General features: G+C 71.1%; 23 protein-coding genes and 1 tRNA gene. 15 read left to right on the forward strand and 9 right to left on the reverse strand.

The window, feature by feature from the left end; genetic code table 11:
• The first annotated feature begins 40 nt into the window (after positions 1-40).
• On the forward strand, positions 41-1228 hold the full coding sequence (locus tag PH203_RS27150) for a thiolase family protein (protein WP_289923121.1): 1188 nt from the start codon (positions 41-43) through the stop codon (positions 1226-1228).
• Between the two features lie 150 nt (positions 1229-1378).
• Complete coding sequence (locus tag PH203_RS27155; RefSeq protein WP_289923122.1) at positions 1379-2152, forward strand: sulfite exporter TauE/SafE family protein; 774 nt, start codon at positions 1379-1381, stop codon at positions 2150-2152.
• Here the strand turns inward: PH203_RS27155 and PH203_RS27160 are convergent.
• On the reverse strand, positions 2138-2932 hold the full coding sequence (locus PH203_RS27160) for an HAD-IIA family hydrolase (RefSeq protein WP_289923123.1): 795 nt from the start codon (positions 2930-2932) through the stop codon (positions 2138-2140). The two genes, PH203_RS27155 and PH203_RS27160, sit on opposite strands and share 15 nt — an antisense overlap.
• Before the next feature lie 116 nt (positions 2933-3048).
• On the opposite strand from PH203_RS27160, the gene PH203_RS27165 reads away from it, so the two are divergent.
• Positions 3049-3795 (forward strand): cobalt-precorrin-6A reductase, encoded by a 747-nt coding sequence (locus tag PH203_RS27165; RefSeq protein WP_289923124.1) that lies wholly within the window; start codon positions 3049-3051, stop codon positions 3793-3795.
• A gap of 27 nt (positions 3796-3822) precedes the next feature.
• Here the strand turns inward: PH203_RS27165 and PH203_RS27170 are convergent, their stop codons facing one another.
• The 3 genes from PH203_RS27170 to PH203_RS27180 form a co-directional block, all read right to left on the reverse strand.
• Entirely contained in the window at positions 3823-5898 is a 2076-nt protein-coding gene (locus PH203_RS27170) for an MDR family MFS transporter (RefSeq protein WP_289923125.1), read from the reverse strand.
• A 59-nt stretch (positions 5899-5957) separates the two neighbouring features.
• The gene (cobF, locus tag PH203_RS27175; RefSeq protein WP_289923126.1) at positions 5958-6731 is read right to left on the reverse strand and encodes a precorrin-6A synthase (deacetylating); all 774 of its coding nucleotides are present in this window, start codon (positions 6729-6731) and stop codon (positions 5958-5960) included.
• Between the two features lie 92 nt (positions 6732-6823).
• The gene (locus tag PH203_RS27180) at positions 6824-7345 is read right to left on the reverse strand and encodes a DUF309 domain-containing protein (RefSeq protein ID WP_289923127.1); all 522 of its coding nucleotides are present in this window, start codon (positions 7343-7345) and stop codon (positions 6824-6826) included.
• A gap of 115 nt (positions 7346-7460) precedes the next feature.
• Here PH203_RS27180 and PH203_RS27185 point away from each other — a divergent pair.
• Positions 7461-7534, forward strand: a tRNA-Pro gene (locus PH203_RS27185).
• 103 nt (positions 7535-7637) lie between these two features.
• Here PH203_RS27185 and PH203_RS27190 read toward each other — a convergent pair.
• Positions 7638-8297: a TetR/AcrR family transcriptional regulator gene (locus PH203_RS27190; RefSeq protein WP_289923128.1), complete on the reverse strand. Its 660-nt coding sequence runs from the start codon at positions 8295-8297 to the stop codon at positions 7638-7640.
• A 58-nt stretch (positions 8298-8355) separates the two neighbouring features.
• Between PH203_RS27190 and PH203_RS27195 the strand changes: the two genes are divergently transcribed.
• The 6 genes from PH203_RS27195 (at position 8356) to PH203_RS27220 (ending at position 13801) form a co-directional block, all read left to right on the forward strand.
• Positions 8356-9054, forward strand: coding sequence for a class II aldolase/adducin family protein (locus PH203_RS27195; RefSeq protein ID WP_289923129.1), 699 nt, complete (start codon positions 8356-8358; stop codon positions 9052-9054).
• A complete protein-coding gene (locus PH203_RS27200; protein WP_289923130.1) occupies positions 9051-9980 on the forward strand; it encodes a carbohydrate kinase family protein in 930 nt (309 codons plus the stop codon). The genes PH203_RS27195 and PH203_RS27200 overlap by 4 nt, the downstream gene beginning before the upstream one ends.
• 1 nt (position 9981) lies before the next feature.
• Positions 9982-11178 carry a multidrug effflux MFS transporter gene (locus PH203_RS27205; protein WP_289923131.1) on the forward strand — a complete coding sequence of 399 codons (1197 nt, stop codon included), beginning with the start codon at positions 9982-9984 and terminating at the stop codon, positions 11176-11178.
• A 51-nt stretch (positions 11179-11229) separates the two neighbouring features.
• A complete protein-coding gene (locus tag PH203_RS27210) occupies positions 11230-11898 on the forward strand; it encodes an NUDIX domain-containing protein (protein WP_289923132.1) in 669 nt (222 codons plus the stop codon).
• Between the two features lie 85 nt (positions 11899-11983).
• Positions 11984-12967, forward strand: a complete 984-nt coding sequence (locus tag PH203_RS27215; protein ID WP_289923133.1) for an aldo/keto reductase — start codon at positions 11984-11986, stop codon at positions 12965-12967.
• A gap of 30 nt (positions 12968-12997) precedes the next feature.
• On the forward strand, positions 12998-13801 hold the full coding sequence (locus PH203_RS27220) for a DUF427 domain-containing protein (protein WP_289923134.1): 804 nt from the start codon (positions 12998-13000) through the stop codon (positions 13799-13801).
• Here the strand turns inward: PH203_RS27220 and PH203_RS27225 are convergent.
• From PH203_RS27225 to iolC, 4 genes are all read right to left on the reverse strand, one after another.
• Positions 13791-14576 carry a GntR family transcriptional regulator gene (locus PH203_RS27225; protein WP_289923135.1) on the reverse strand — a complete coding sequence of 262 codons (786 nt, stop codon included), beginning with the start codon at positions 14574-14576 and terminating at the stop codon, positions 13791-13793. The genes PH203_RS27220 and PH203_RS27225 overlap by 11 nt on opposite strands.
• Positions 14577-14638: 62 nt before the next feature.
• On the reverse strand, positions 14639-16522 hold the full coding sequence (gene iolD, locus PH203_RS27230; RefSeq protein WP_289923136.1) for a 3D-(3,5/4)-trihydroxycyclohexane-1,2-dione acylhydrolase (decyclizing): 1884 nt from the start codon (positions 16520-16522) through the stop codon (positions 14639-14641).
• Positions 16522-16884 carry a 5-deoxy-glucuronate isomerase gene (locus tag PH203_RS27235; protein WP_289923240.1) on the reverse strand — a complete coding sequence of 121 codons (363 nt, stop codon included), beginning with the start codon at positions 16882-16884 and terminating at the stop codon, positions 16522-16524. The genes iolD and PH203_RS27235 overlap by 1 nt, the downstream gene beginning before the upstream one ends.
• A gap of 86 nt (positions 16885-16970) precedes the next feature.
• Positions 16971-17948, reverse strand: coding sequence for a 5-dehydro-2-deoxygluconokinase (gene iolC / locus PH203_RS27240; RefSeq protein ID WP_289923137.1), 978 nt, complete (start codon positions 17946-17948; stop codon positions 16971-16973).
• A 272-nt stretch (positions 17949-18220) separates the two neighbouring features.
• Here iolC and PH203_RS27245 point away from each other — a divergent pair, with 272 nt between their 5' ends.
• From PH203_RS27245 to PH203_RS27265, 5 genes are read left to right on the forward strand one after another with little or no spacing between them, the layout of a single operon-like run.
• Positions 18221-19240, forward strand: coding sequence for a sugar ABC transporter substrate-binding protein (locus tag PH203_RS27245; protein ID WP_289923138.1), 1020 nt, complete (start codon positions 18221-18223; stop codon positions 19238-19240).
• Positions 19240-20316 carry an ABC transporter permease gene (locus PH203_RS27250; protein WP_289923139.1) on the forward strand — a complete coding sequence of 359 codons (1077 nt, stop codon included), beginning with the start codon at positions 19240-19242 and terminating at the stop codon, positions 20314-20316. The genes PH203_RS27245 and PH203_RS27250 overlap by 1 nt, the downstream gene beginning before the upstream one ends.
• A 5-nt stretch (positions 20317-20321) precedes the next feature.
• Positions 20322-21236: an ATP-binding cassette domain-containing protein gene (locus PH203_RS27255; RefSeq protein ID WP_289923140.1), complete on the forward strand. Its 915-nt coding sequence runs from the start codon at positions 20322-20324 to the stop codon at positions 21234-21236.
• Complete coding sequence (locus PH203_RS27260) at positions 21233-22132, forward strand: sugar phosphate isomerase/epimerase (protein ID WP_289923141.1); 900 nt, start codon at positions 21233-21235, stop codon at positions 22130-22132. Before PH203_RS27255 ends, PH203_RS27260 begins: the two co-directional genes overlap by 4 nt.
• Before the next feature lie 25 nt (positions 22133-22157).
• On the forward strand, positions 22158-23174 hold the full coding sequence (locus tag PH203_RS27265; RefSeq protein ID WP_289923142.1) for a Gfo/Idh/MocA family oxidoreductase: 1017 nt from the start codon (positions 22158-22160) through the stop codon (positions 23172-23174).
• Positions 23175-23209: the final 35 nt, after the last annotated feature.

Here is a 23209-nt window from a genome sequence, read left to right on the forward strand (position 1 = left end):
CAAACTAGCAGTGCTAATTAATTGACCGGGGAGTCCAGTCGTGCGTCCCGTCCACTTCGCGGCCGCCCGCCGCACCCCCATCGGCAAACTGCGCGGAGCGCTGTCCTCGGTACGGCCCGACGATCTCGCCGCCGCCGTCATCCGCGGCCTCGTCGCCGACGTACCCGCGCTCGACCCGGCGCGCATCGACGACGTCTACTGGGGCGCCGCCAACCAGGCCGGCGAGGACAACCGCAATGTCGCCCGCATGGCGGCGCTGCTCGCGGGCCTCCCCGAGACCGTACCCGGCGCGACGGTGAACCGGCTGTGCGCCTCGGGCCTGGAGGCGGTGACCACGGCCGCCCGTACGATCGCCGCCGGTGAGGCCGACATCGTCCTCGCGGGCGGCTCCGAGTCGATGAGCCGCGCCCCCTTCGTCCTGCCCCGCCCCGACGAGGCCCTGCCGCACCGCATCGAGACGGTCGACACCCGGCTCGGCTGGCGCCTGGTCAACCCGGCGATGAAGGAACTGCACGGACTGCTGTCCATGGGCGAGACGGCCGAGGAGGTCGCCGCCCGGTACGGCATCTCCCGTGAGCGCCAGGACGAGTTCGCCCTGCGCAGCCACCAACTCGCCGCCACCGCCCGCAAGAACGGCCACTTCGACGACGAACTCCTGCCCGTGGAACGCCCGGACGGTGTGGTCGTCGACACCGACGAATGCGTCCGCGAGGACACCTCGTACGAGAAGCTGTCCCGTCTGAAGCCGGTGTTCCGGCAGGGCGGCACCGTCACGGCGGGCAACGCCTCGCCCATGAACGACGGAGCGGCGGGCCTCCTCCTGGTCAGCGAGCAAGCCCTGAACGACCTGGGCCTGGAGTCGCTCGGCCGCTATGTCGCCGGCGCCTCGGCCGGCGTCCACCCCGATGTGATGGGCATCGGCCCGGTCCCCGCCACGCAGAAGGTGCTGGCCCGCGCCGACTGGAGCGTCGGCGACCTCCAGGAGGCCGAGTTCAACGAGGCCTTCGCCGCCCAGGCCCTCGCCTGCGTGGACCGTCTCGGTATCGACCCCGGCCTGGTCAACCCGAGCGGCGGCGCGATCGCCCTCGGGCATCCGCTGGGCTGCTCGGGTGCGCGGATCCTCACGACGCTGCTGCACCGGATGCGGCGGACGGGGGCGGAGCGGGGGCTCGCCACGATGTGCGTCGGGGTGGGGCAGGGGAGCGCGGTGCTGGTGGAGCGGCACTGACGCAGAGGCCGACACAGAGGCTGGCGGAGGGGCGGACGGAGGGCCGGACGGAGGGGCCCTCGGAGGAGCCGACCGGGGCATCGGCGCAGGACCAGCCAGCGAGACAGTGCTTACGCCCACCGGTTGATTGCACATAGCATCGGCTTCCGCATGAACACGATGACGCTCTGGCACATGACCGGCTGGGAGTTCGCCGCCCTCGCCTTCGCGGCCCTCCTCGTCGGCTTCTCCAAGACCGCCGTGAGCGGGGCCAACACGGTCAGCCTCGCCATCTTCGCGGCGGTCCTGCCCGCCCGCGCATCCACCGGCGTACTGCTCCCGATCCTGATCGCCGGCGACATCCTCGCCGTCCTCACCTACCGGCGCCACGCCCACTGGCCCACCCTGTGGAAGCTGTTCCCGGCGGTCGCGGCGGGCGTGGTCGCGGGGACCGTGTTCCTGATGTGGGCGGACGACGAGATCGTCCGTACGTCGATCGGCGCGATCCTGCTGCTGATGGCGGGAGTGACGGTGTGGCGTCGGCGGGCCGCCGAGCAGGACGACGAACCGGACTCGGTCACCACGAAGGCCGGCCGCATCAAGGCCCGCTCCTACGGCGTCCTCGGCGGCTTCACCACCATGGTCGCCAACGCGGGCGGCCCGGTGATGTCGATGTACCTGCTGTCGGCGGGTTTCCGGAAGCTCGGCTTCCTGGGCACCTCCGCCTTCTTCTTCCTGATCGTCAACACCTCCAAGGTGCCCTTCAGCGTGGGCCTCGGCCTGATCGACGGGAACTCGCTCCTGCTGGACGCCGCGCTGGTGGCCTTCGTCGTGCCCGGCGCGTTCATCGGCAAATGGGCCGTGAACAGGATCAACCAGCGTCTCTTCGAGCAACTCGTGATCGCGGCGACGATCGTCGGCGGGCTCCAGCTACTGCTGCGCTGACCAGGACCGCAACAGGGCGGGGAGGCCGGCGAACGAGTCGATCACATGATCCGGGGTGCCGCTCGCGTCCCGATGCGTCTGAGGCAGGTATTTGCCGGTCCTCACCAGCACTCCGGTGACCCCGGCGGCCTGCGCCGCCAGTACGTCGGACTCGATGTCGTCCCCGACCATCACCGCCTCGTCCGCCCCGGCCCCGAGCCGGGCCAGCGCCGATGCGAAGAACGCCTTCGACGGCTTCCCCGTCACCACCGCCTCGGTACGGGCCGCCCGCTCCAGCCCCGCCAGGAACGCACCGGCGTCCAACTGCAGCCCGTCGTCGGTACGCCAGTACAGATTCCGGTGCATCGCGACCAGCCGCGCCCCGCGCTGGAGATGCCCGAACACCCCGTTCAGCGCCGCGTAGTCGAACTCGGGTCCCGCCCCGCCGACGATCACGACGTCCGGCACGCCCCCGGCGCCGACCAGCTCCACCGCACCGAGGTCCTCCCCGATGTCCCCGCTGTTCAGCACCGCGCACCGCGCCCCCGGAAAGTGCTCGGCGACATACGCGGCGGTCACGGCGGGCGCGGTCAGGATGTCCTCCGCCGTCACCGGGAACCCCGCCTCCGCCAGCGTCCCGGCGATCGACGCCCGCGTCCTGGACGTCGTGTTGGTGACCAGCGCGACGGCCAGCCCGGCCTCCCGAAGCTCCCGCAACGCCTCGACCGCACCCGGCAACGGCTGCCACGAGACGGTGAGAACACCGTCGATGTCGATCAGTACGGCGCGCACGGACTCCATGCCAGGACGATAGCGAGCCGACCCGTCCGGGGCACGACGGCGAGTCCGAGGCGGGGCCCCGCCCCTGACGATCACCCGCCGTTCCACCGCCCCGGGAGACCTCGTACGCTCGCCCCATGTCCCCCCACGTCCTCATCCTCGGCGGCACCACCGAGGCCCGAGAACTCGCCGCCGAACTCACCGCGCTCGCCGGCATCCGCGTCACCACCGCCCTGGCGGGTCGCGTGAGGCGGCCGGGCACCGTCACCGGGGACATCCGTATCGGGGGCTTCGGCGGTGCCGAGGGCCTCGCCGACTGGCTGCGCGAACAGAAGGTGGACGCCCTCGTCGACGCCACGCACCCGTTCGCGGAGGCGATCACGGCCAACGCGGCCCGAGCCGCCGCCGCGACCGGCGTGCCGAGCGTCGTACTGCGCCGCCCGGGCTGGCGCCCCGGCCCCGAGGACCGCTGGTACCCGGTCGGCTCCCTCGCCGAGGCCGCCGGCCTCCTCCCGCTGCTCGGCCCCCGCGTCTTCCTCACCACCGGCCGCCTCGGCCTCGCGGCCTTCGCCCACCTGACCGAACTCCACTTCGTCGTACGCTCCGTGGAACTCCCCGACCCGCCGATGCCCCCACGCACCGAAGTCCTCCTGGCCCGCGGTCCGTTCACCGTCGACGACGAGAGGACGCTGCTGTCCACGCACTGCATCGACGTGGTCGTGACGAAGGACAGCGGGGGAGCGGCGACAGCCGCCAAACTCACGGCCGCCCGCCAACTCGCGTTGCCCGTCGTGGTCGTACGGCGTCCCGCGCTGCCCCGGGACGTGGAGACGGTGCCGGATGTGGCCGGGGTGCTGGAGCGGCTCGGTCTCGGCCCGGGATGAGCAAGGGCCGGTCACGCGTGCCGAATTTCAGTGGGCCGAGACCAGTTCCTTGGACCGCTCCGCCAGCCCGTTGCTCATGTCCTCCACCAGCAGGCGCTTGGAGATGGTGTCGACCGCCCGCTTGAGGTCCGTGCCGGCCGGGCGGCCGATGTCCTGCTGCACCCGCTCCTCCAGCCAGCCGCCCCAGGCCCTGCCGATGACCTGCGCCTCCCGGGCCCCCGCCGCGGTGTGGGAGAAGTAGGAGCCCTCGCGGCTCAGATAGCCCTCGTCGACCATGCGGTCGAAGACCGGCAGCAGCACCTCGGGCGGCATGTGCCGGCGGGCGGCCATGAGGCCGAGGCTCGCGTGGCCGACCATCCGTGTGAACAGCTCCACCTGCATGACCGCCCAGGCACCGGCGATGTCCAGCCGGGTGTCGGAGGCCGCCATGATCCGGCGCGCGTCCGCCAGGCTCGCCGTACCGATGATCTTCCCGACGGCCGCCTCCAGCACCCGCTGCGAATCCGCCCCGGACGGCTGCCCGAACCCCTCGCCCATGTCGGTCGAACCGGCCCGGGCACTGTCGCGCAGCTCCACCTGCTTGAGGAACAGCGCGACCAGGAAGCCCAGGGCCGCGACCGGCACCGTCCACAGGAACACGGTCTGCAGGGTGTCGGCGTAGGCGTCGATGATCGGCGAGGCCACGGCCGAGGGCAGCTCGTGCACACCCTCCGGACTGGTCGCAGCCTTGGCGATGGCCGCCGGGTCGAGGCCACTGCCGGTCTGCGCGGCCCGCGCGATCCCGTCCTCGAGGTTGGGCTTCAGCGAGTTGGCGTAGATCGTGCCGAAGACGGCCGTGCCGAAGGAACTGCCCAGCGTGCGGAAGAAGGTGACGCCGGAGGTGGCGGTGCCGAGGTCGGCGTAGTCGACGGTGTTCTGCACGGCGATCGTCAGCACCTGCATGCACAGGCCGATCCCGGTGCCGAGCACGAACATGTACAGCGACTCCAGCCAGGCGCCCGTGTCCGGCCCCATCAGGGACATCAGATACAGCCCGACGCCCATCACCAGCGAGCCGACGATCGGGAAGATCCGGTACTGCCCGGTCTTGCTGACCACGTTGCCGCTCGCCACGGACGCGATGAGCAGACCGATGACCATGGGCAGGGTGCGCACGCCGGAGACCGTGGCCGAGTCGCCGTCGACGTACTGGAGATAGGTCGGCAGATACGTCAGCGCGCCGAGCATCGCGAAGCCGACGATGAAGCTGAGGATCGAGCAGACCGTGAACACCGGGTTCCTGAACAGCCGCATCGGCAGCATCGGTTCGCGCGCCCGGGTCTCCGCCCAGCAGAACAGGCCGAGCGCGATCACGCCGCCGACGAACAGGCCGATGATGACGCCCGAACCCCACGCGTACTCGTTGCCGCCCCAACTCGTCGCCAGGATCAGCGCGCCGGCGCCCGCCGCGACGAAGGCGATGCCCAGGTAGTCGATGACGGGCCGGGACACCGACTTCACCACGGGGATGGTGCGGGCGGCGGCGAAGACCACGACGATCGCGATCGGGACGTTGACGTAGAACGCCCAGCGCCAGGTGAGATGGTCGGTGAACAGCCCGCCCAGCAGCGGCCCGATGACCGTGGCGACACCGAAGACGGCGCCGATCGCACCCTGGTACTTGCCGCGCTCGCGCAGCGGGATGACATCGGCGATGAGCGCCATCGACGTCACCATCAGCCCGCCCGCGCCGACGCCCTGCATGGCCCGCCAGACGATGAGCAGCGTCATGTTCCCGGCGAGACCGCACAGGAACGAGCCGGTGATGAACACGATCGCCGAGACCTGGAAGACCACCTTGCGGCCGAACAGGTCGCCGAACTTGCCCACCAGGACCGTCGAGACGGTCTCCGCGAGCAGATACGACGTGACCACCCACGACATGTGCTCGGCGCCGCCCAGGTCCGACACGATCGTCGGCAGGGCCGTGCCGACGATCGTCTGGTCCAGGGCCGCCAGCAGCATGCCCAGCATGATCGTCACGAAGACGACGTTGCGACGGCGCTTGTCCAGCACCGGCGGCTCAGCGGCGGGCGGCGGCGCGGCTTGCTCGGTCAGGGTCACGAGGCCACGGTCACACCGGTGGCCCAGTGACGCATGCGGGACGCAGCCGCTCGGGTGCCCTACCGCTCCCCGGGGTTGCGGCGCAGCAGATACGTGTCCATGATCCAGCCCTTGCGCTCCCGCGCCTCCGCCCGCAGCCGCTCGATACGGGGTGCGGCCTCCGCGATCGGACCCGAGGCGAGGATCTCGTCCGGGGTGCCTATATAAGCCCCCCAGTAGATGTCGATGTCCTCGTCGGCGTACTCCCGGAAGGCCTGATGGGCGTCCAGCATCACGACCACGTCGTCCACCCCCTCCGGGAACCCCTCGGCGAGCCGCCGCCCGGTGGTGATCTGGACGGGCCGGGCGACCCGGTTCAACCCGGTCCGGTGCCGTGCGACGAGCGCGGAGACACTGCTGATCCCGGGCACGACGTCGTACTCGAACTCGACGGCACCGCGCTCCAGGATCTCCTCCAGGATCCCGAGCGTGCTGTCGTACAGCGCGGGGTCGCCCCACACCAGGAACGCGCCGCTCTCGTCCGCGCCGAGCTCCTCGACGATCAGCCGCTCGTAGATCTCGGCGCGGGCGCTGCGCCAGTCCCCGACGGCGGGGGAGTAGGCCGCGCCCCCCGCCTTCCGGTCCCGCTCCGGGTCGCGCGCCTCGACGACCCGGTACGTCCCCTCCGGCAGGTGCGTCTCCAGCATGTCCCGGCGCAGATCCGTCAGATCGCTCTTCACCTCGCCCTTGTCCAGGACGAAGAACACGTCCGTGCTCCGCAGCACCCTGACCGCCTGGAGCGTGAGCTGCTCGGGGTCGCCCGCGCCGATACCGATGACATGAATCTTTCGCACGCCACGAGTCTGCCGTACGCCACTGACAGTGACGGCACCGCGTCCGGGGCGGGGCTTCCAGGGCCGGACCCGACGTCAGGACGTGCCCGGTCTCACCGCCCCGGCCGCAGCCGAGGCGCCCGTGCCCCCGCGTCCACGGGCCCGGCGCCGCCCTCCACCTCCGCCGCGAGCCCTCGCGCCCACCGGGCGAGTCCGGCCAGATCCATGCCGTACGGCTGCTCGAGCCCCGCACCGGACGCCCACTCCTCGACCGCCCCGGCCCCGCGCCGCAGCAGCCGCGCGCCGCCCGTGACATTGCCCCGGGCCGAGTGCGTCAGCCCCACCGCGAGCTGGGCGAGCCCCCGCCACAGTGTCCGCTCCGCCTCGGGCCCCGACTTCCAGGCGTCCTCGAAGACCTCGTGCGCATGGAACGGCTTCCCCGCGTCCAGCAGCTCCTGCGCCTGCGCCACGCTCTGTTCGGGCGTGCGTACGACCCCCTCGGGCTGCCGCTCCACCCCGTCCGCGCCGTAGGGCAGGGGCCGCCCCAGCCCGTCCCGGGGCCGGGCGTTGCGCGCCCGCCCCTCGTCGTCCCGGTCCCGGGCGTCGGCCCGCCGTCCTGAGGAAGCACTGCTCATACCCCGATTGTCCCGCGCCGTCGTCCCGCACGGTCCGGGCCCTCTTCGAAGCGGCCCGCCACGTGGGGTAAAGTGCTCTTCGCGCGATCACGCGGTTCACCGCGCGAAAACGCACCGGGACGTGGCGCAGCTTGGTAGCGCACTTGACTGGGGGTCAAGGGGTCGCAGGTTCAAATCCTGTCGTCCCGACGGTGCGAAGGGTCTTCGCAGGCGAGAGCCTGCGGGGCCCTTTTTCGTGTGCGTCGCCCCGGACCTCCTGCCGCCCCCGGTCCGCCTACCGGCCCCGGTTCCCCTACCGGCCCCGGTACCGCCCCGCGACATCCCCCAGATACCCGCGCAGCATGACCTTCGCCTCCTCCAGCAGCGCCGCGTCCCCCGCCCGGTCCCGCCGGAACGCCTCCTGCGCCAGCGCGTCCGCGGCCAGCATCGAGGCGTGGCAGATGCGGGCCAGGGCCTCGTCGTCCTCGGCGAGGTCCAGGGCGAGCAGGATGCGGCGGATGCCGTCGGCCATGCGGCGCTTGTGCTCGCGGTCGGCGGCGCGGGTCTGCTCGGTGAGGCCGCTGCCGAACCACAGGGCGCGGAAGCCGTGTTCGGTGCGGTAGATCGCGGCGAAGGAGTCCATCAGGACGCCGACCGGGTCCGTCCAGCGGTCAGCGGCCGCGGCGCGGACCAGATCGTCCATGGCCGCTTCCAGCTTCGCGAAGTACCCGGCCGCGAGCGCCTCGATGATCGCGCCCCGGTCCGGCAGGTACTGGTACAGCGAGCCGACCGACACCCGCGCCTCGGCCGCGATCCGGGTCGTGGTGAGCGCCTCGACACCCTCCTCGATCAGCACACGCTCGGCGGTCTCCAGGACGCGCGCGAGCCGGGCCTTGCTGCGGGCCTGCTGAGGCGTGCGGCGCAGGGAGGCGACCCCCGCCGCCCGATCGGCGTCCGCGGTGGGTTCGGTCACGTGACAACCTCCGAACGTGAACGTGACTTTGTTTCACGTTTAGGTTAGCGTCGCGCGTATGACCGACTCAAGCGCGGTGTGGCGCGAGGAGCGGGCCGCCGTCGCGCAGGCCTGCCGTCGTCTGGGGGCCGAGGGGCTGCTCATCGGTACGGCCGGGAACGTCAGCGTCCGGGTCGAGGACCGGGTCGCGATCACCGCCACCGGCGCGGTCCTCGCCGACCTCACCCCGGACCAGGTGACCGTCGTCGACCTCGACGGAAAGATCGTGTCGGGCAGCCTCCGGCCCACCTCCGAGCTGGACCTGCACCTCGGCGTCTACCACCGCTTCGGCACCGGCGCCGTCGTCCACACCCACGCGCCCATGGCCACCGCGCTCTCCCTCGTCCTCGACGAACTGCCCTGCATCCACTACCAGTTGCTCACTCTCGGCGGCACCGTACGCGTCGCACCGTACGCCACCTTCGGCACCCCTGAACTCGCCGAGTCGGTGCTCACCGCACTGGAGGGCCGCAGCGCAGCCCTCATGGCCAACCACGGGGCCGTGACCCATGCGCCGACCCTCGACAAGGCCGTCGAGCACGCCCTGTTGCTGGAGTGGGCCTGCGGGGTGTACCAGAGCGCGGCCGCCATCGGGCAGCCCCGGGTCCTCGACGAGCGGCAGCAACTCGCGGTCATCGAGGCCGCCATCGCGCGCGACTACGGCACCACACAGCCCGTACCACCCGAACAGCCGGTTCAGCAGGAGGGGAAGCGATGAAGGTCGTCACGATGGGCGTGCACGTACTCGACGTGCTGGTGCGGCCGGTCGAGGCCATACCCGAGGGCCAGGGCGCCACGCTGGTGGAGGACATCCGCATGACCGCCGCGGGCACGGCGGCCGGCACCGCCCTGACCCTCGCCAAGCTCGGCGCGTCCGTGCGCACCGCCGGAGCGATCGGCACCGACCCGACAGGTGACTTGCTCGTCCAGCTGCTCGACAAGGCAGGCATCGGCACCGAGTTGCTCGTCCGCCGCATCGACACCTCCACCTCCGCGACCGTCCTGCCCATCCGCCCCAACGGCGACCGCCCCACCCTGCACCTCCTCGGCGCCAACATCACCTACGGCCTAGACGACGTCCCCTGGGACGCGGTGGCCGAGGCGACCCATCTCCACCTGGGCGGACCGGAGTTGATGGGCGCCGAGGCCGCCGCCCGCATCCTGGCGCACGCCAAGGAGAACGGCGTCATCACCTCCGTCGACCTTCTCGCTCCCGGCGAGCTCGGCACCTTCGACCAGATCGAGCCGCTGCTCCCGTACGTCGACTACCTGCTGCCCAACGACGACCAGGTCCTCGGCTTCAGCGGCGAGGACGACCTGCTGACCGGCGCGAAGAAGCTGGTCGCCGCCGGGGCCGGGCTCGTCGCCGTCACCCGGGGTGGCGAGGGCGCGCTGCTGGTGACCGCCGAGGGCACCGAGAGCGTCCCCGCCTTCGAGATCGACGTCGTCGACACGACCGGATGCGGCGACGCGTTCTCGGCCGGCTTCCTGCGCGGCATCAGCCTCGACCGTACGGCGCGTGAGGCCGCCGTTCTGGGCAGTGCGGCCGCGGCGCTGGTGGCGCAGGGGCTCGGCAGCGACCACGGGGACTTCGACCTCGCCGAGGCGGACGAGTTCTCGATGACGGCCGAAGTGCGCGGATGAGGTGAGACCGGGGCGGCGCGACACGGATCTGCCGGCGCCGACGATGGCGGCGCTGGCCCTGGCCTATGCCGTCGCCCCGCTGGCCACCGACATGTATCTGTCGGCGTTCCCGCGCATGACCCGCGAACTGGGCACGTCGGCCACAGGGATCCAGCTGACCCTGACCGCGTTCATGACCGGCCTGGCGCTCGGACAGCTGGTCATCGGGCCGCTGTCCGACCGCTGGGGCCGCCGTCGGCCGCTGCTCACCGGCACCGGGACCAGCGTGCTCGCGGGTGTGCTCTGTGCCCTGGCGCCGAACGTCGGGCTGCTCGTCGGGGCCCGGTTCGCGCAGGGGTTCAGCGGAGCCGCCGGGATCGTCGTCGCCCGTGCCGTGGTGGGGGACCGGGCCCGCGGGACCGGCGCCGCCCGTGCGTTCGGGCTGCTCATGATGATCGCCGGGGTGGCCCCCGTCGTCGCCCCGCTGGCCGGCGGAACGCTCGTCGACGCCATCGGCTGGCGCGGCATCTTCCTCGTCCTCGCGGGACTCGCGGCGCTCACCTTCGTCGGCGCCCTGACCCTCGTACCCGAGACCCTGCCCGCCGGGCAGCGGCACTCGTCCGACACTCTGCGCAGGATGGGCGCCCTGCTGACCGACCGGGTGTTCGTCGGATACGTCCTCGCGTTCGCCTTCGGGTTCGGTGTGCTGTTCAGCTTTCTGGCGGCCTCGCCGTTCGTCTACCAGAACGTCTACGGCTTTCCCGTCGAGGCGTACGGCGTCGCCCTCGCCGTCACCGCCTTCGGCTTCACCGGGACCAGCGCGCTCAACCGCCGGATCGTGCCGCGGTTCGGCGCTCGGCGGCTTCTGTGCGTCGGTCTGACGGTCATGGGGACGTGCTCGGCCGTGCTGTGTCTGCTCGCCGCCACCGGACTGCTCGTACGGCCCGTCGCCGTGCCCTTGATCTTCGTGGCCGTGTCCTCCCTCGGACTGGTCGCCGCCAATGCCACGGCCCTCGCCGTCGGCCGCGCCCCGCAGTCCGCGGGCAGCGCCTCGGCGATGCTCGGCGGGTCGCAGTTCGGGCTCGCGGCCGTGGTGTCGCCGCTCGTCGGACTCGGCGGGGAGCACACCGCCCTGCCGATGGCGGCGGCCATGGTGACATCGGCGCTGGTGGCGGGGGCGGCCGTGACATTCCTCGCGCGGGATGCCGCCGAAGGTTGATAGACAGGGAGGCATGACCACCTTGATCCTCCGCCCGACCGCAGGTGCCCGATGACCGCCGGGATCGACACCCCCGACCACCGGGGCCGCACCGGACTCGACCGCACCGGCCTGGACCTGACCGGGAACCCCCGCGTCAAGGTCCGCGAGGTGAAACTGCTCTCCAGCCACTGGTACGTCGAGCGGGCCACGACCTTCGACCTCCAGCTCGCCGACGGCACATGGAGCACACAGACGCGCGAGACGCACGACCGCGGCAACGGCGCCACCATGCTGCTCTACGACGCCGAGCGCGAAACCGTCCTGCTCACCCGGCAGTTCCGCTACCCCGTCTACGTCAACGGCCACCCCGACGGCATGCTCGTCGAAACGCCCGGCGGGCTCCTCGACGACGATGACGAGCACCCGGAGATCGCGGTACGGCGCGAGGTCATCGAGGAGACCGGCCACACCATCGGCGAGGTCCGGCACGTCTTCGACGTCTACATGAGCCCGGGGTCCGTGACCGAACGCGTCAGCTTCTACGCCGCCGAGTACGGGCCCTCGACCCATACCCACGAGGGCGGTGGCCTGGACGAGGAGGGCGAGGACATCGAGATCCTCGAACTGCCCTTCCGCCGGGCCCTGGAGATGATCCGCAGCGGGGAGATCGCCGACGCCAAGACCATCATGCTGCTCCAATGGGCCGCTCTGGAGGGGCCGTTCGCGCCGACCGCGTGAAACCCCTTGCCATGGAGTGCACTTCAAGTTGAAGACTCCCGTTCGTGCACCCCGGACGCGGGTGTGCGGACGGGAGGGATCCACCATGAAATACCGCACCATAGGCACCGACCCGACAACCCGCCGCGAGGTCAGCGTGCTCGCCCTCGGCGCGATGCTGTTCGGCTCGCGCACGGACGAGAAGACCGCTTTCGCCGTCCTCGACCGCTTCGTCGAGGCGGGCGGCACCTTCATCGACACCTCCGACAACTACGCCTTCTGGATCGACGGCAGCCAGGGCGGCCACAGCGAGGAACTCCTCGGCCGCTGGCGGCGCAGCCGCGGCATCGGCGACGAGATCGTCATCGCCACCAAGCTCGGCGCCCGCCCGCTCGCCCCCGGCACCAGTTACCTCGACAACGCCGAAGGCCTGTCCGCGAAGGTCATCCGCGAGGCCGCCGAGCGCAGCCGGGAACGGCTCGGCGTGGACAGGCTGGACCTGCTCTACGCCCACATCGAGGACCACCGGGTGCCCCTGCGCGAGACCGTCGAGGGCTTCGCCGAACTGGTCGCCGAGGGCACGGTCGGACTCCTCGGCGTCAGCAACCACGCCGTCTGGCGCGTGGAGCGGGCCCGCGCGATCGCCGCGGCGGCCGGACTGCCCGGGTACGAGGTGCTCCAGTACGCCCACAGCCACCTGCGACCGCGCTACGACGTTCCCGACGACCTCTTCCCGGACGGCAGCCTCGGACACGTCGGCCCCGATCTGCTCGGCTATCTGCGCGAGGAGCCCAGCCTGACCCTGGTCGCCTACTCACCCCTGCTCAAGGGCGCCTACACGCACCCCGACCGGCTCCCCGCGGACTTCGACCACCCCGGCACCCCGGCCCGTCTGAAGGTCCTGCGCGAGGTGGCCCGCGAGACCGGCGCCACCGTCAACCAGGTCGTCCTGGCCTGGCAGATCGGCGGGCAGCTGCCGATCCTCCCGCTCGTCGGGATGTCCTCGGTGGCCCAGCTGGAGGAGAACCTGGCCGCGGTCGACCTGGAGCTGACCGACGAGCAGCGGACCCGGCTGGACACGGCGCACTAGGCTCGTGCGGGAGCCGAAGGAGTGCCGCAGATGACCTCACATCCGTTCGCACGCACCATCCGCTCCACACCGGAAGGCCTGCTCTGGGAGCCCGGCGAGCGCTGGGTGCGCGGCTACAAGCGCGATGTCGCCGTCGTCGACAGCCGCCACCCGGTCCTCGTCTGGGAGCCCGGCGTCCCCGTCCCGCTGTACGCGTTCCCGCGCGAGGAGGTCCGCACGGATCTCCTCCGCCCGGCGAAGAACCCGCGCACCGGCGCCCACAGCGGATCGCGGATCTTCTACGACCTGGAGGCCGGCGGCGAGGTCGTGGAGAACGTGGCCTGGACCTTCCCGGCCGACGACCTCGCCGGGCACATCGCCTTCGAGTGGTTCCGGCACTGGGACAGCGGCCTGGACCACTGGTACGAGGAGGAGGAAGAGATCTTCATCCACCCCCGTGACCCGCACAAACGGGTGGACGCCCTGCCCAGCAGCCGCCATGTCGTGGTCGAGATCGCCGGTCAGGTCGTCGCCGACACCCGGCGCCCGGTGCTGCTCTTCGAGACCTCCCTGCCCACGCGGTACTACTTCCCCCGCGAGGACGTCCGCCTGGACCTGTTCACCCCCACCGACCACCGCACCGGCTGCCCCTACAAGGGCACCGCCGAGTACTGGACCTGGAGCGGCGAGGGCGACGTACCCCGCAACATCCTGTGGAGCTACCCGGACCCGCTGCCCGCGGTGGCCGCTGTCAAGGGCCTCCTCGCCTTCTACAACGAGGCCGTCGACATCACTGTGGACGGCGAGCGCCGGGAGCGGCCCGTCACGCCGTTCACCGCGAGCCTCAAGGCCTGACCAGCAGCTGGAAGTCGAACGCGTACCGGGACGCACGGTAGATGTGCGTCCCGTACTCGACCGGCCGGCCCGTGTCGTCGTACGCCGTGCGCTGCATCGTCAGCAGCGCCGCCCCCGGCTGCTCCTCCAGCCGCGCCGCCTCCTCCGCGGTGGCGCAGCGGGCGCCGATGGTCTGGCGGGCGCTGTGCAGGGTGATGCCCGCCGAACGCATCATCCGGTACAGACCCGTCGACTCGAGGCGGGCGGTGTCGAGTTCCAGCAGGGTCGAGGGCAGATAGTTGCAGAGGTACGCGACGGGCTGGCCGTGCGTGGAACGCAGCCGCTCCAGCACGATGACCTCGCTGCCCTCCGCCAGCCCGAGGGCGGCGGCGACATCGGCGGACGCCGGGACGCGCTCGTTGCGCACCACGTCCGTCGTCGGCCCCTGCCCGGCCGCCTCCAAGTCGTCGTAGAGACTGCTCAGTTCGAGGCCGCGCTTGACCTGGCTGTGCACCACCTGCGTGCCCACGCCGCGCCGCCTGACCAACAGGCCCTTGTCGACGAGGGACTGGATGGCCTGGCGCACCGTGGGCCGGGACAGGCCGAGGCGCACGGACAGGTCTATCTCGTTGCCCAGGAGGTTTCCCGGGGCGAGGGCCCCGTGCTCGATCGCCGACTCCAGCTGCTGGGCGAGCTGGTAGTAGAGCGGCACCGGACTGGCCCGGTCCAGGGCGAAGTCCAGGGAATCGAGCGCGGGGGCGGCAGCGGCACGTGAGGAGCCGACGGTCTTCGCCATGGAACGTACCTCCCTCTGATGAAGAGTCAGGAGCGGTGGGGGGGCAGGGGGTCGGGTTCCTTTCAGGGGCGCAGGTGCCGGCGGCGGGCGGCGACCTGGCGGTCGTACTCCTCGCGGGCGCTCGACGCGGCCTCGCGGGAGGCGACCTCGGCCACCGGCACGTCCCACCACGCCTGTGTCGGGGGAGCGGCCGGGTTGGCGGTGTCGGTCTCGACGTACACACAGGTCGGCCGGTCGGAGGCACGCGCCGCGGCCAGCGCCTCGCGCAGCTCGCGGACCGTCTTGGCGCGCAGCACGTCCATGCCGAGGCTGCCCGCGTTGGCGGCGAGGTCCACGGGGAGCGGGGCGCCGGAGAAGGTGCCGTCGGCGGCCCGGTAGCGGTAGGCGGTGCCGAAGCGCTCGCCGCCGACCGTCTCGGAGAGGCCGCCGATGGAGGCGTAGCCGTGGTTCTGGATGAGGACCAGGTTGACCGGCAGGCCCTCCTGGACGGCCGTGACGATCTCGGTCGGCATCATCAGATAGGTGCCGTCGCCGACCAGCGCCCACACGGGGGTGTCGGGGGACGCCTGCTGGACGCCGATCGCGGCCGGGATCTCGTACCCCATGCACGAGTAGCCGTACTCCAGGTGGTACTGGCGGGGGCTGCGGGCCCGCCACAGCTTGTGCAGGTCGCCGGGGAGCGAGCCGGCCGCGTTGATCACCACGTCCTCGTCGCCGACGACCGCGTCGAGGGCGCCGAGGAGCTGCGTCTGGGTCGGGACGGCGTTCTCGTCGTCGGCGCGGTAGGCGGTCTCGACGATCCGCTCCCAACGGTCCTTGCCGGCGCGGTACTCGGCCTCGTAGGCGGAGTCGACCCGGTGGTCTCCGAGACCCTCGGTGAGCGCTTCCAGGCCCGCGCGTGCGTCGCACACCAGCGTCCGCGCCGCGAGCTTGTGGGCGTCGAAGCCGGTGATGTTGAGGTTGAGGAACCGGACGCCGGGGTTGCGGAAGAGGGTGCCGGAGGCGGTGGTGAAGTCGGTGTAGCGGGTGCCGACGCCGATCACCAGGTCCGCGGTGCGGGCGAGGTCGTCGCTGACCGCGGTGCCGGTGTGGCCGATGCCGCCGAGGTCGGCCGGGTGGTCGTGGCGCAGAGCGCCCTTGCCGGCCTGCGTGGAGGCGACGGGGATGCCGGTGGCGTCCACGAGCGCCCTCAGCGCCTCCTCGGCCCCGCTGTGGTGGACGCCGCCGCCCGCGACGATCAGGGGGCGGGCGGCGGACCGTACGGCGCGTACCGCCTCGGCCAGTTCGACGGGGTCGGGAGCGGGACGCCGTACGCGCCACACCCGTTCCGCGAAGAACTCCTCGGGCCAGTCGTGGGCCTCCGCCTGGACGTCCTGGGGGAGGGCCAGGGTCACCGCGCCGGTCTCGGCGGGGTCGGCGAGGATCCGCATGGCGTTCAGGGCGGCCGGGATCAGGGCTTCGGGGCGGGTGACGCGGTCGAACCAGCGGGAGACCGGGCGCAGGGTGTCGTTCACCGACACGTCCGCCTCCGTGGGGTGCTCCAGCTGCTGGAGCAGGGGGTCGGCGGCGCGGGTGGCGAAGTAGTCGCCGGGCAGGAGCAGGACCGGGATGCGGTTGATCGTCGCGAGGGCGGCGCCCGTGACCAGGTTGGTGGCGCCCGGGCCGATCGACGTCGTCACGGCCTGCGCGGAGAGCCGGTCGAGGTGGCGGGCGTGGCCGACGGCGGCGTGCACCATGGACTGCTCGTTGCGGCCCTGGTGGAACGGCATCACGTCCTCGCCGGCCTCCAGCAGCGCCTGCCCCAGGCCCGCCACATTGCCGTGGCCGAAGATGCCCCAGGTCCCGGCGATCAGCCGGTGCCGCACCCCGTCCCGCTCGGTGTACTGGACGGACAGGAACCGCACCAGGGCTTGCGCGACGGTCAGACGGCGGGTGGGCGTGCTCATCAGGACTTCTCCGGTGCCGTGTGGAGGGGGAGGCGGGGGGCGACGCGCTGGGCGGGCCAGGTGGCGCGGATGCCGGTGTGATCCGGGTGGTCGCGGATCAGCCGGACACGCTCGGCCCCGGGGCCCGCCATGACGTTGAGGCAGTACATGTGGTGGCCGGGCACGGCCATGGACGGCCCGTGCCGGGCAGGCAGCCGTCTCGTGCAGCGCGCACCGCCGAACTCGCCGGCCGTGGTGACCGTGCAGCTGCCCGCCAGGGGCAGGGCGATCCACTCGCTCTCACCGGTGTCGAAGGTGTGGGCGCCGCCCCGGGCCGGGTGGTCGGCGGCCACGATCATCAGGCGGCCGCTGTCACCCAGCAGCGGGCGCCGGATCCGCCGGACCGCCGCCTCGGTGATCGCCTCCGGATGGCGGGCCCGGACCGAGACGAGCTCGCAGACGCTGACGCTCACGAGGGGACTCCGCTCAGCAGCTCTTCGACCTCGGCCGCCGTCGGCATCGCCGAGGAGCAGGCGAGACGGGAGGCGACGAGGGCGCCGGCCGCGTTGGCGTACCGGATGATGTGCCCCAACTCCCAGCCGGACAGCAGGCCGTGGCAGAGCGAGCCGCCGAACGCGTCGCCCGCACCGAGGCCGTTGACCACGTCCACCGGCACCGGCGGGACCTCGGCGGTCGTGCCGTCGCGGTGGACCGCGAGCACGCCCCCCGGGCCCTGCTTGACCACGGCCAGCTGGACTCCCGCTTCCAGCAGGGCCTCCGCGCAGGCGCGGGGCTCGCGGACGCCGGTGGCGATCTCGCACTCGTCCAGGTTGCCGACGGCGACCGTGGCGTGGCGGAGGGCCTCCGCGTAGTAGGGGCGTGCCTCCTCCGGATCTCCCCAGGCCGTGTCGTTCCACAGCGCGGGCCGCCAGTCGAGGTCGAAGACCGTCGTGCCCCTCTTGTCGCGGGCCTTGAGCGCGGCGAGGGTGGCCGAGCGGCTCGGTTCCGCGCTCAGGCCGGTGCCGGTGATCCAGAAGATCCTGGCCGCGCGGATCGCGAAGTAGTCCAGCTCGTCGGTGTGAATCTCCAGATCAGGGGCCTTGGGCTGGCGGTAGAAGTACAGCGGGAAGTCGTCCGGAGGGAAGATCTCGCAGAACGTCACCGGCGTCGGGCAGCCGGCCACGGGTGTCACCCAGCGGTCGTCGACGCCGAATTCCCTGAGCGCGCTGTGGAGATAGGTGCCGAAGGGATCGTCGCCGGTACGGGTGATCACGGCGGTGGTACGGCCGAGCCGGGCGGCCGCCACCGAGACGTTGGCCGCGGAACCACCCAGGAACTTTCCGAAGTTCTGCACATCGCTCAGTGGCACCGCAGACTGGAGTGGGTAAAGATCAACTCCTATGCGGCCGATCGTGATCAGGTCGAAGGGCTGGGATGGATCGGCCATGTGTGACGCTCCTCGAGTCCCAGGGGGCCTGTCGCCTCCCACATGTAGGACTCGGAGGGCGAGCCTGTCAAGGCTTTGTACTTACATTCGGACCTGATTGTGAAATGATGTCTTAACAAAGTATTGACAGCGGGCTCCGGAAGGGATGGAATCCCGTCCCAGTACAACCGCCGTATTTGCGGCACGCGACCCGGACATGCCAAGATCCCGGGCCTCGGAAACCCCCGAGATCTTCTCCCTTTCCCCCGTAAGCACAGTGAGGTGCAGGAAAGATGGACCGCTCTTCTCACTCCCGCTCCCGTCGATTCGCCCCAGTTGTGGCGATCGCCGCGGCGGCTGCCCTGACCCTCGCCGGCTGCTCCAGCAGCTCCGGGGGCAAGAAGTCCGAGGAGAGCGCGGACGGCGCCTCCGCGGGCAAGGCCAGCACTCCGCGCATGACGGTCGCCCTGGTCACGCACCAGGCGGCCGGTGACACCTTCTGGGACATCGTCCGCAAGGGCGCCGAGGCCGCCGCCGCCAAGGACAACATCAAGCTCATCTACTCTAACGACCCGAGCGCGGGCGTCCAGGCCAACCTGGTGCAGAACGCGATCGACCAGAAGGTCGACGGCATCGCGGTCACCCTGGCCAAGCCGGACGCCATGAAGGACGTCATCGCCAGTGCGACGAAGGCGGGCATCCCCGTGGTCGGCCTCAACTCCGGTGTCAGTGAGTGGCAGAAGCTCGGTCTGATGGAGTTCTTCGGCCAGGACGAGACGGTCGCCGGCGAGGCGCTCGGCAAGCGGCTGAACGAGGCCGGTGCCAAGAACGCCGTCTGTGTCATCCAGGAGCAGGGCAACATCGGTCTGACCCAGCGCTGCGACGGCGTCGACAAGACCTTCGACGGCAAGCTCCAGACGCTGAACGTCAACGGCACCGACATGCCGTCCGTGAAGTCGACGATCACCGCCAAGCTCAGCCAGGACAAGTCCGTCGACTACGTCGTCACCCTCGGCGCGCCCTTCGCGCTGACCGCGGTGCAGTCGGTGTCGGACGCCGGCAGCAAGGCCAAGATCGCCACCTTCGACCTCAACAAGGACCTGACGGGCGCCATCAGCGAGGGCACCATCGAGTTCGCGGTCGACCAGCAGCCGTACCTCCAGGGCTACCTGGCGATCGACTCGCTGTGGCTCTACAAGAACAACGGCAACTACATGGGCGGCGGCGAGCAGCCGGTGCTGACCGGTCCCGCGTTCGTCGACAAGAGCAACGTCGAGAAGGTGGCGGCGTTCGCCGCGAAGGGCACCCGGTGATGGGTATGACCCAGCATGCCGAGCCGGCGGTGACCACACCGCCGGCCCCCGGCCCGAAGGAGACCGACGGCCGGACCGCCCGACGACCCCTCGCGCTGCGCCTGCTGGCCCGCCCCGACGTCGGCGTCTTCCTCGGCGCCATGGCGGTGTGGGTGTTCTTCCTCATCTCCGCCCCGCCGGTGCGCGACGGCAGCTCGATGGCCAACATCCTGTACCAGTCGTCGACCATCGGGATCATGGCCCTCCCGGTCGCGCTGCTGATGATCGGCGGCGAGTTCGACCTCTCCTCCGGCGTCGCGGTCATCACCTCCGCGCTCACCGCGAGCATGCTGGCCTACCAGCTCACCCTGAACGTCTGGGCGGGCATCATCGCCGCCCTCGTGGTGTCGCTGGCGATCGGGTTCCTCAACGGCTGGCTGGTGGTCAAGACCGGTCTGCCGTCCTTCCTGATCACCCTGGGTACGTTCCTGATCCTGCAGGGCGTGAACCTGGCCGTCACCAAGCTGGTCACCGGCAACGTGGCCACCGACGACATCAGCGACATGGACGGCTTCTCGGGAGCGAAGAAGATCTTCGCCTCCTCCTTCGAGGTCGGCGGCGTCCAGATCAAGATCACCATCGTCTACTGGCTGGTCTTCGCCGCGATCGCCACCTGGGTGCTGCTGCGCACCAAGTACGGCAACTGGGTCTTCGCCGTCGGCGGCAACAAGGACTCCGCGCGGGCCGTCGGTGTCCCGGTGACCTTCACCAAGATCTCCCTGTTCATGCTGGTCGGTTTCGGCGCCTGGTTCGTCGGCATGCACAACCTGTTCTCCTTCAACACCGTGCAGTCCGGCGAGGGCGTGGGCCAGGAGCTCATCTACATCTCCGCCGCGGTCATCGGCGGCTGTCTGCTCACCGGCGGCGCCGGCTCCGCGATCGGCCCCGTCTTCGGCGCGTTCATGTTCGGCATGGTGCAGCAGGGCATCGTGTACGCCGGCTGGAACCCGGACTGGTTCAAGGCCTTCCTCGGCGTGATGCTGCTCGGCGCCGTAATGATCAATCTGTGGGTCAGCCGTACGGCGACCCGGAGGTGACCGCAATGACATCCAGCAACGAAGCCGGCACCCACGGCGCCGTCCTCGCCGACGACGCCCCCGCCACCGACGGGGCGATCGTCGAACTCCGAGGCGCGGGCAAGGCGTACGGCAACATCCGCGCCCTGCACGGAGTCGACCTCAAGGTCCACCCCAGCCAGGTGACCTGCGTGCTCGGCGACAACGGCGCCGGCAAGTCGACCCTCATCAAGATCATCTCGGGTCTGCACCAGCACACCGAGGGCGAGTTCCTCGTCGACGGCTCCCCGGTGCGCTTCGCCACCCCGCGCGAAGCCCTCGACAAGGGCATCGCCACGGTCTACCAGGACCTCGCCGTCGTCCCGCTGATGCCGGTGTGGCGCAACTTCTTCCTCGGCTCCGAGATGACCAAGGGCCCCTGGCCCGTACGCCGTCTCGACATCGAGCGGATGAAGAGGACCGCGGACGAGGAACTGCGCAACATGGGCATCGTCCTGGACGACCTGGAGCAGCCCATCGGCACGCTGTCGGGTGGCCAGCGACAGTGTGTGGCGATCGCCCGTGCCGTCTACTTCGGCGCCCGCGTGCTGATCCTGGACGAGCCCACCGCCGCCCTCGGCGTCAAGCAGTCCGGTGTGGTCCTGAAGTACATCGCCGCCGCCCGTGACCGCGGCCTCGGCGTCATCTTCATCACCCACAACCCGCACCACGCCTACATGGTCGGCGACCACTTCAGCGTCCTGCGCCTCGGCACCATGGAACTGAACGCCTCCCGTGACGAGGTCAGCCTCGAAGAGCTGACGAACCACATGGCGGGCGGTTCCGAACTCGCCGCGCTCAAGCACGAGTTGTCCCAGGTCCGCGGCGTCGACGTCGAGGAGCTGCCCGAGGAGCGGGACCTCAAGGCGCCGGTGGCGACGAGCAAGGAAGACGCGTCGTGACCGCCCTGGACCGGATCCGGGTCGGCTCCGCCCCCGACTCCTGGGGCGTCTGGTTCCCGGACGACCCCCGGCAGGTGCCGTGGGAACGCTTCCTGGACGAGGTCGCCGAGGCGGGCTACTCGTGGATCGAGCTGGGCCCGTACGGCTATCTGCCGACCGACCCGGCCCGGCTGACGGACGAGATCGCCAGGCGGGACCTCAAGGTGTCCGCCGGCACCGTCTTCACCGGCCTGCACCGCGGTCCCTCGGTGTGGGAGACGACCTGGGAGCACGTCAGCCAGGTCGCCGCCCTCACCCAGGCGATGGGCGCCGAACACCTCGTCGTCATCCCGTCGTTCTGGCGGGACGACAAGACCGCCGAGATCCTCGAACCGCCGGAGCTGACCTTCGAGCAGTGGGCCCATCTCACCAAGGGCATGGAGCGGCTGGGCCACGAGGTGAAGGAGGCGTACGGTCTCGACATCGTCGTCCACCCGCACGCCGACACCCACATCGACACCGAGGACCACGTCGAGCGCTTCCTCGACTCGACCGACTCCGAGCTGGTCAACCTCTGCCTGGACACCGGGCATTACGCCTACTGCGGCGGCGACAGCGTCAAGCTGATCGAGACCTACGGCGAGCGCATCGGCTACCTCCACCTCAAGCAGGTCGACCCGGCGATCCTCGCGGACGTCGTGGCGAACGAGGTGCCGTTCGGGCCCGCGGTCCAGCGCGGGGTGATGTGCGAACCGCCGTCCGGGGTGCCGGAGTTGGAGCCGGTGCTGGTGGCGGCCCAGCGGCTCGGCGTGGAGCTGTTCGCCATCGTCGAGCAGGACATGTACCCGTGCGAGCCGGACAAGCCGCTGCCCATCGCGGTGCGCACCCGCAAGTTCCTGCGGTCCTGCGGCGCCTGAACCGGCGCCCTCCGAGAGGACGGTTATGACCCAGCGTGCACCGCTTCCAGTCGCGGTCATCGGCACGGGGAAGATGGGCGCCGACCATGTGCGCCGTATCGAAGAGGTCGTCAGCGGCGCACGGGTGAGCGCCGTCGTGGACGTCGACGCGGAGCGGGCCAAGGCCGTCGCGGCCCGCGTCGACGGCTGCACCGCCTACACCGACCCGGCGACGGCCCTGGCGGCACCCGACGTCGACGCCGTCCTGATCGCCTCCTCGGGGCCCGCCCACGAGGGAGCCCTCCTCGCGGCCCTGGAGCGAGACCTGCCGGTGCTGTGCGAGAAGCCGCTCACCCCGGACCCGGCCGCCGCACTCCGGGTGCTGGAGGCCGAGCGGCGGCTGGGGCACCGCCGTATCCAGGTCGGCTTCATGCGGCGCTACGACGCCGAATACATGAAACTCAAGGCCCTGCTGGAGACGGGCCAGTTGGGCCGCCCGCTGATGCTGCACAACCGGCACCGCAACGCGGCCAGCCCGCCCTTCTTCACCAGTGACATGCTCGTCAGCGACTCGGTGGCGCACGAGACGGACGTGACCCGCTGGCTGCTGGGCCAGGAGATCACGGCGGTGACCGTGCTGCGGCCGAGACCGACCGCGAGCGCGCCGGAGGGCCTCCAGGACCCGCAGTTCGTGGTGTTCGAGACGGACGGCGGCGCGGTCGTCGACGTCGAGATCTTCGTCAACTGCGGCTTCGGCTACCAGGTCCAGGCGGAGGTCGTCTGCGAACGCGGCACCGCCCGCATCGGCGACGGCCACGCCATGGTGACCAACATGGCAGGGCGCTGGGGCGGCACCATCAGCCAGGACTTCCTCGACCGCTTCGCCGACGCCTACGACCGGGAACTCCAGACGTGGGTCGACGCCACGCGCCGGGGTGCGGTGACGGGGCCGAGCACCTGGGACGGCTATGCGGCCGCCGCCGTGTGCGAGGCGGGCGTACGGGCCCTGAACGAGGGCGGCCGTGTCGAGGTGGAGCTGGTGGAGCGACCCTCCCTGTACTGACCCGCCTGTACTGACCCGCCTGTATTGATCCGCCT

The organism is Streptomyces sp. S.PB5 (genome assembly GCF_030403745.1).
GTDB lineage: Bacteria > Actinomycetota > Actinomycetes > Streptomycetales > Streptomycetaceae > Streptomyces.

Coding starts and splice junctions, on each gene's coding strand:
- PH203_RS27155 (WP_289923122.1), top strand. CDS start 1,379: ATGAACACGATGACGCTCTGGCACATGACCGGCTGGGAGTTCGCCGCC.
- PH203_RS27160 (WP_289923123.1), bottom strand. CDS start 2,932: ATGGAGTCCGTGCGCGCCGTACTGATCGACATCGACGGTGTTCTCACC.
- PH203_RS27165 (WP_289923124.1), top strand. CDS start 3,049: ATGTCCCCCCACGTCCTCATCCTCGGCGGCACCACCGAGGCCCGAGAA.
- PH203_RS27180 (WP_289923127.1), bottom strand. CDS start 7,345: ATGAGCAGTGCTTCCTCAGGACGGCGGGCCGACGCCCGGGACCGGGAC.
- PH203_RS27195 (WP_289923129.1), top strand. CDS start 8,356: ATGACCGACTCAAGCGCGGTGTGGCGCGAGGAGCGGGCCGCCGTCGCG.
- PH203_RS27200 (WP_289923130.1), top strand. CDS start 9,051: ATGAAGGTCGTCACGATGGGCGTGCACGTACTCGACGTGCTGGTGCGG.
- PH203_RS27210 (WP_289923132.1), top strand. CDS start 11,230: ATGACCGCCGGGATCGACACCCCCGACCACCGGGGCCGCACCGGACTC.
- PH203_RS27215 (WP_289923133.1), top strand. CDS start 11,984: ATGAAATACCGCACCATAGGCACCGACCCGACAACCCGCCGCGAGGTC.
- PH203_RS27220 (WP_289923134.1), top strand. CDS start 12,998: ATGACCTCACATCCGTTCGCACGCACCATCCGCTCCACACCGGAAGGC.
- PH203_RS27225 (WP_289923135.1), bottom strand. CDS start 14,576: ATGGCGAAGACCGTCGGCTCCTCACGTGCCGCTGCCGCCCCCGCGCTC.
- iolD (WP_289923136.1), bottom strand. CDS start 16,522: ATGAGCACGCCCACCCGCCGTCTGACCGTCGCGCAAGCCCTGGTGCGG.
- iolC (WP_289923137.1), bottom strand. CDS start 17,948: ATGGCCGATCCATCCCAGCCCTTCGACCTGATCACGATCGGCCGCATA.
- PH203_RS27245 (WP_289923138.1), top strand. CDS start 18,221: ATGGACCGCTCTTCTCACTCCCGCTCCCGTCGATTCGCCCCAGTTGTG.
- PH203_RS27250 (WP_289923139.1), top strand. CDS start 19,240: ATGGGTATGACCCAGCATGCCGAGCCGGCGGTGACCACACCGCCGGCC.
- PH203_RS27255 (WP_289923140.1), top strand. CDS start 20,322: ATGACATCCAGCAACGAAGCCGGCACCCACGGCGCCGTCCTCGCCGAC.
- PH203_RS27265 (WP_289923142.1), top strand. CDS start 22,158: ATGACCCAGCGTGCACCGCTTCCAGTCGCGGTCATCGGCACGGGGAAG.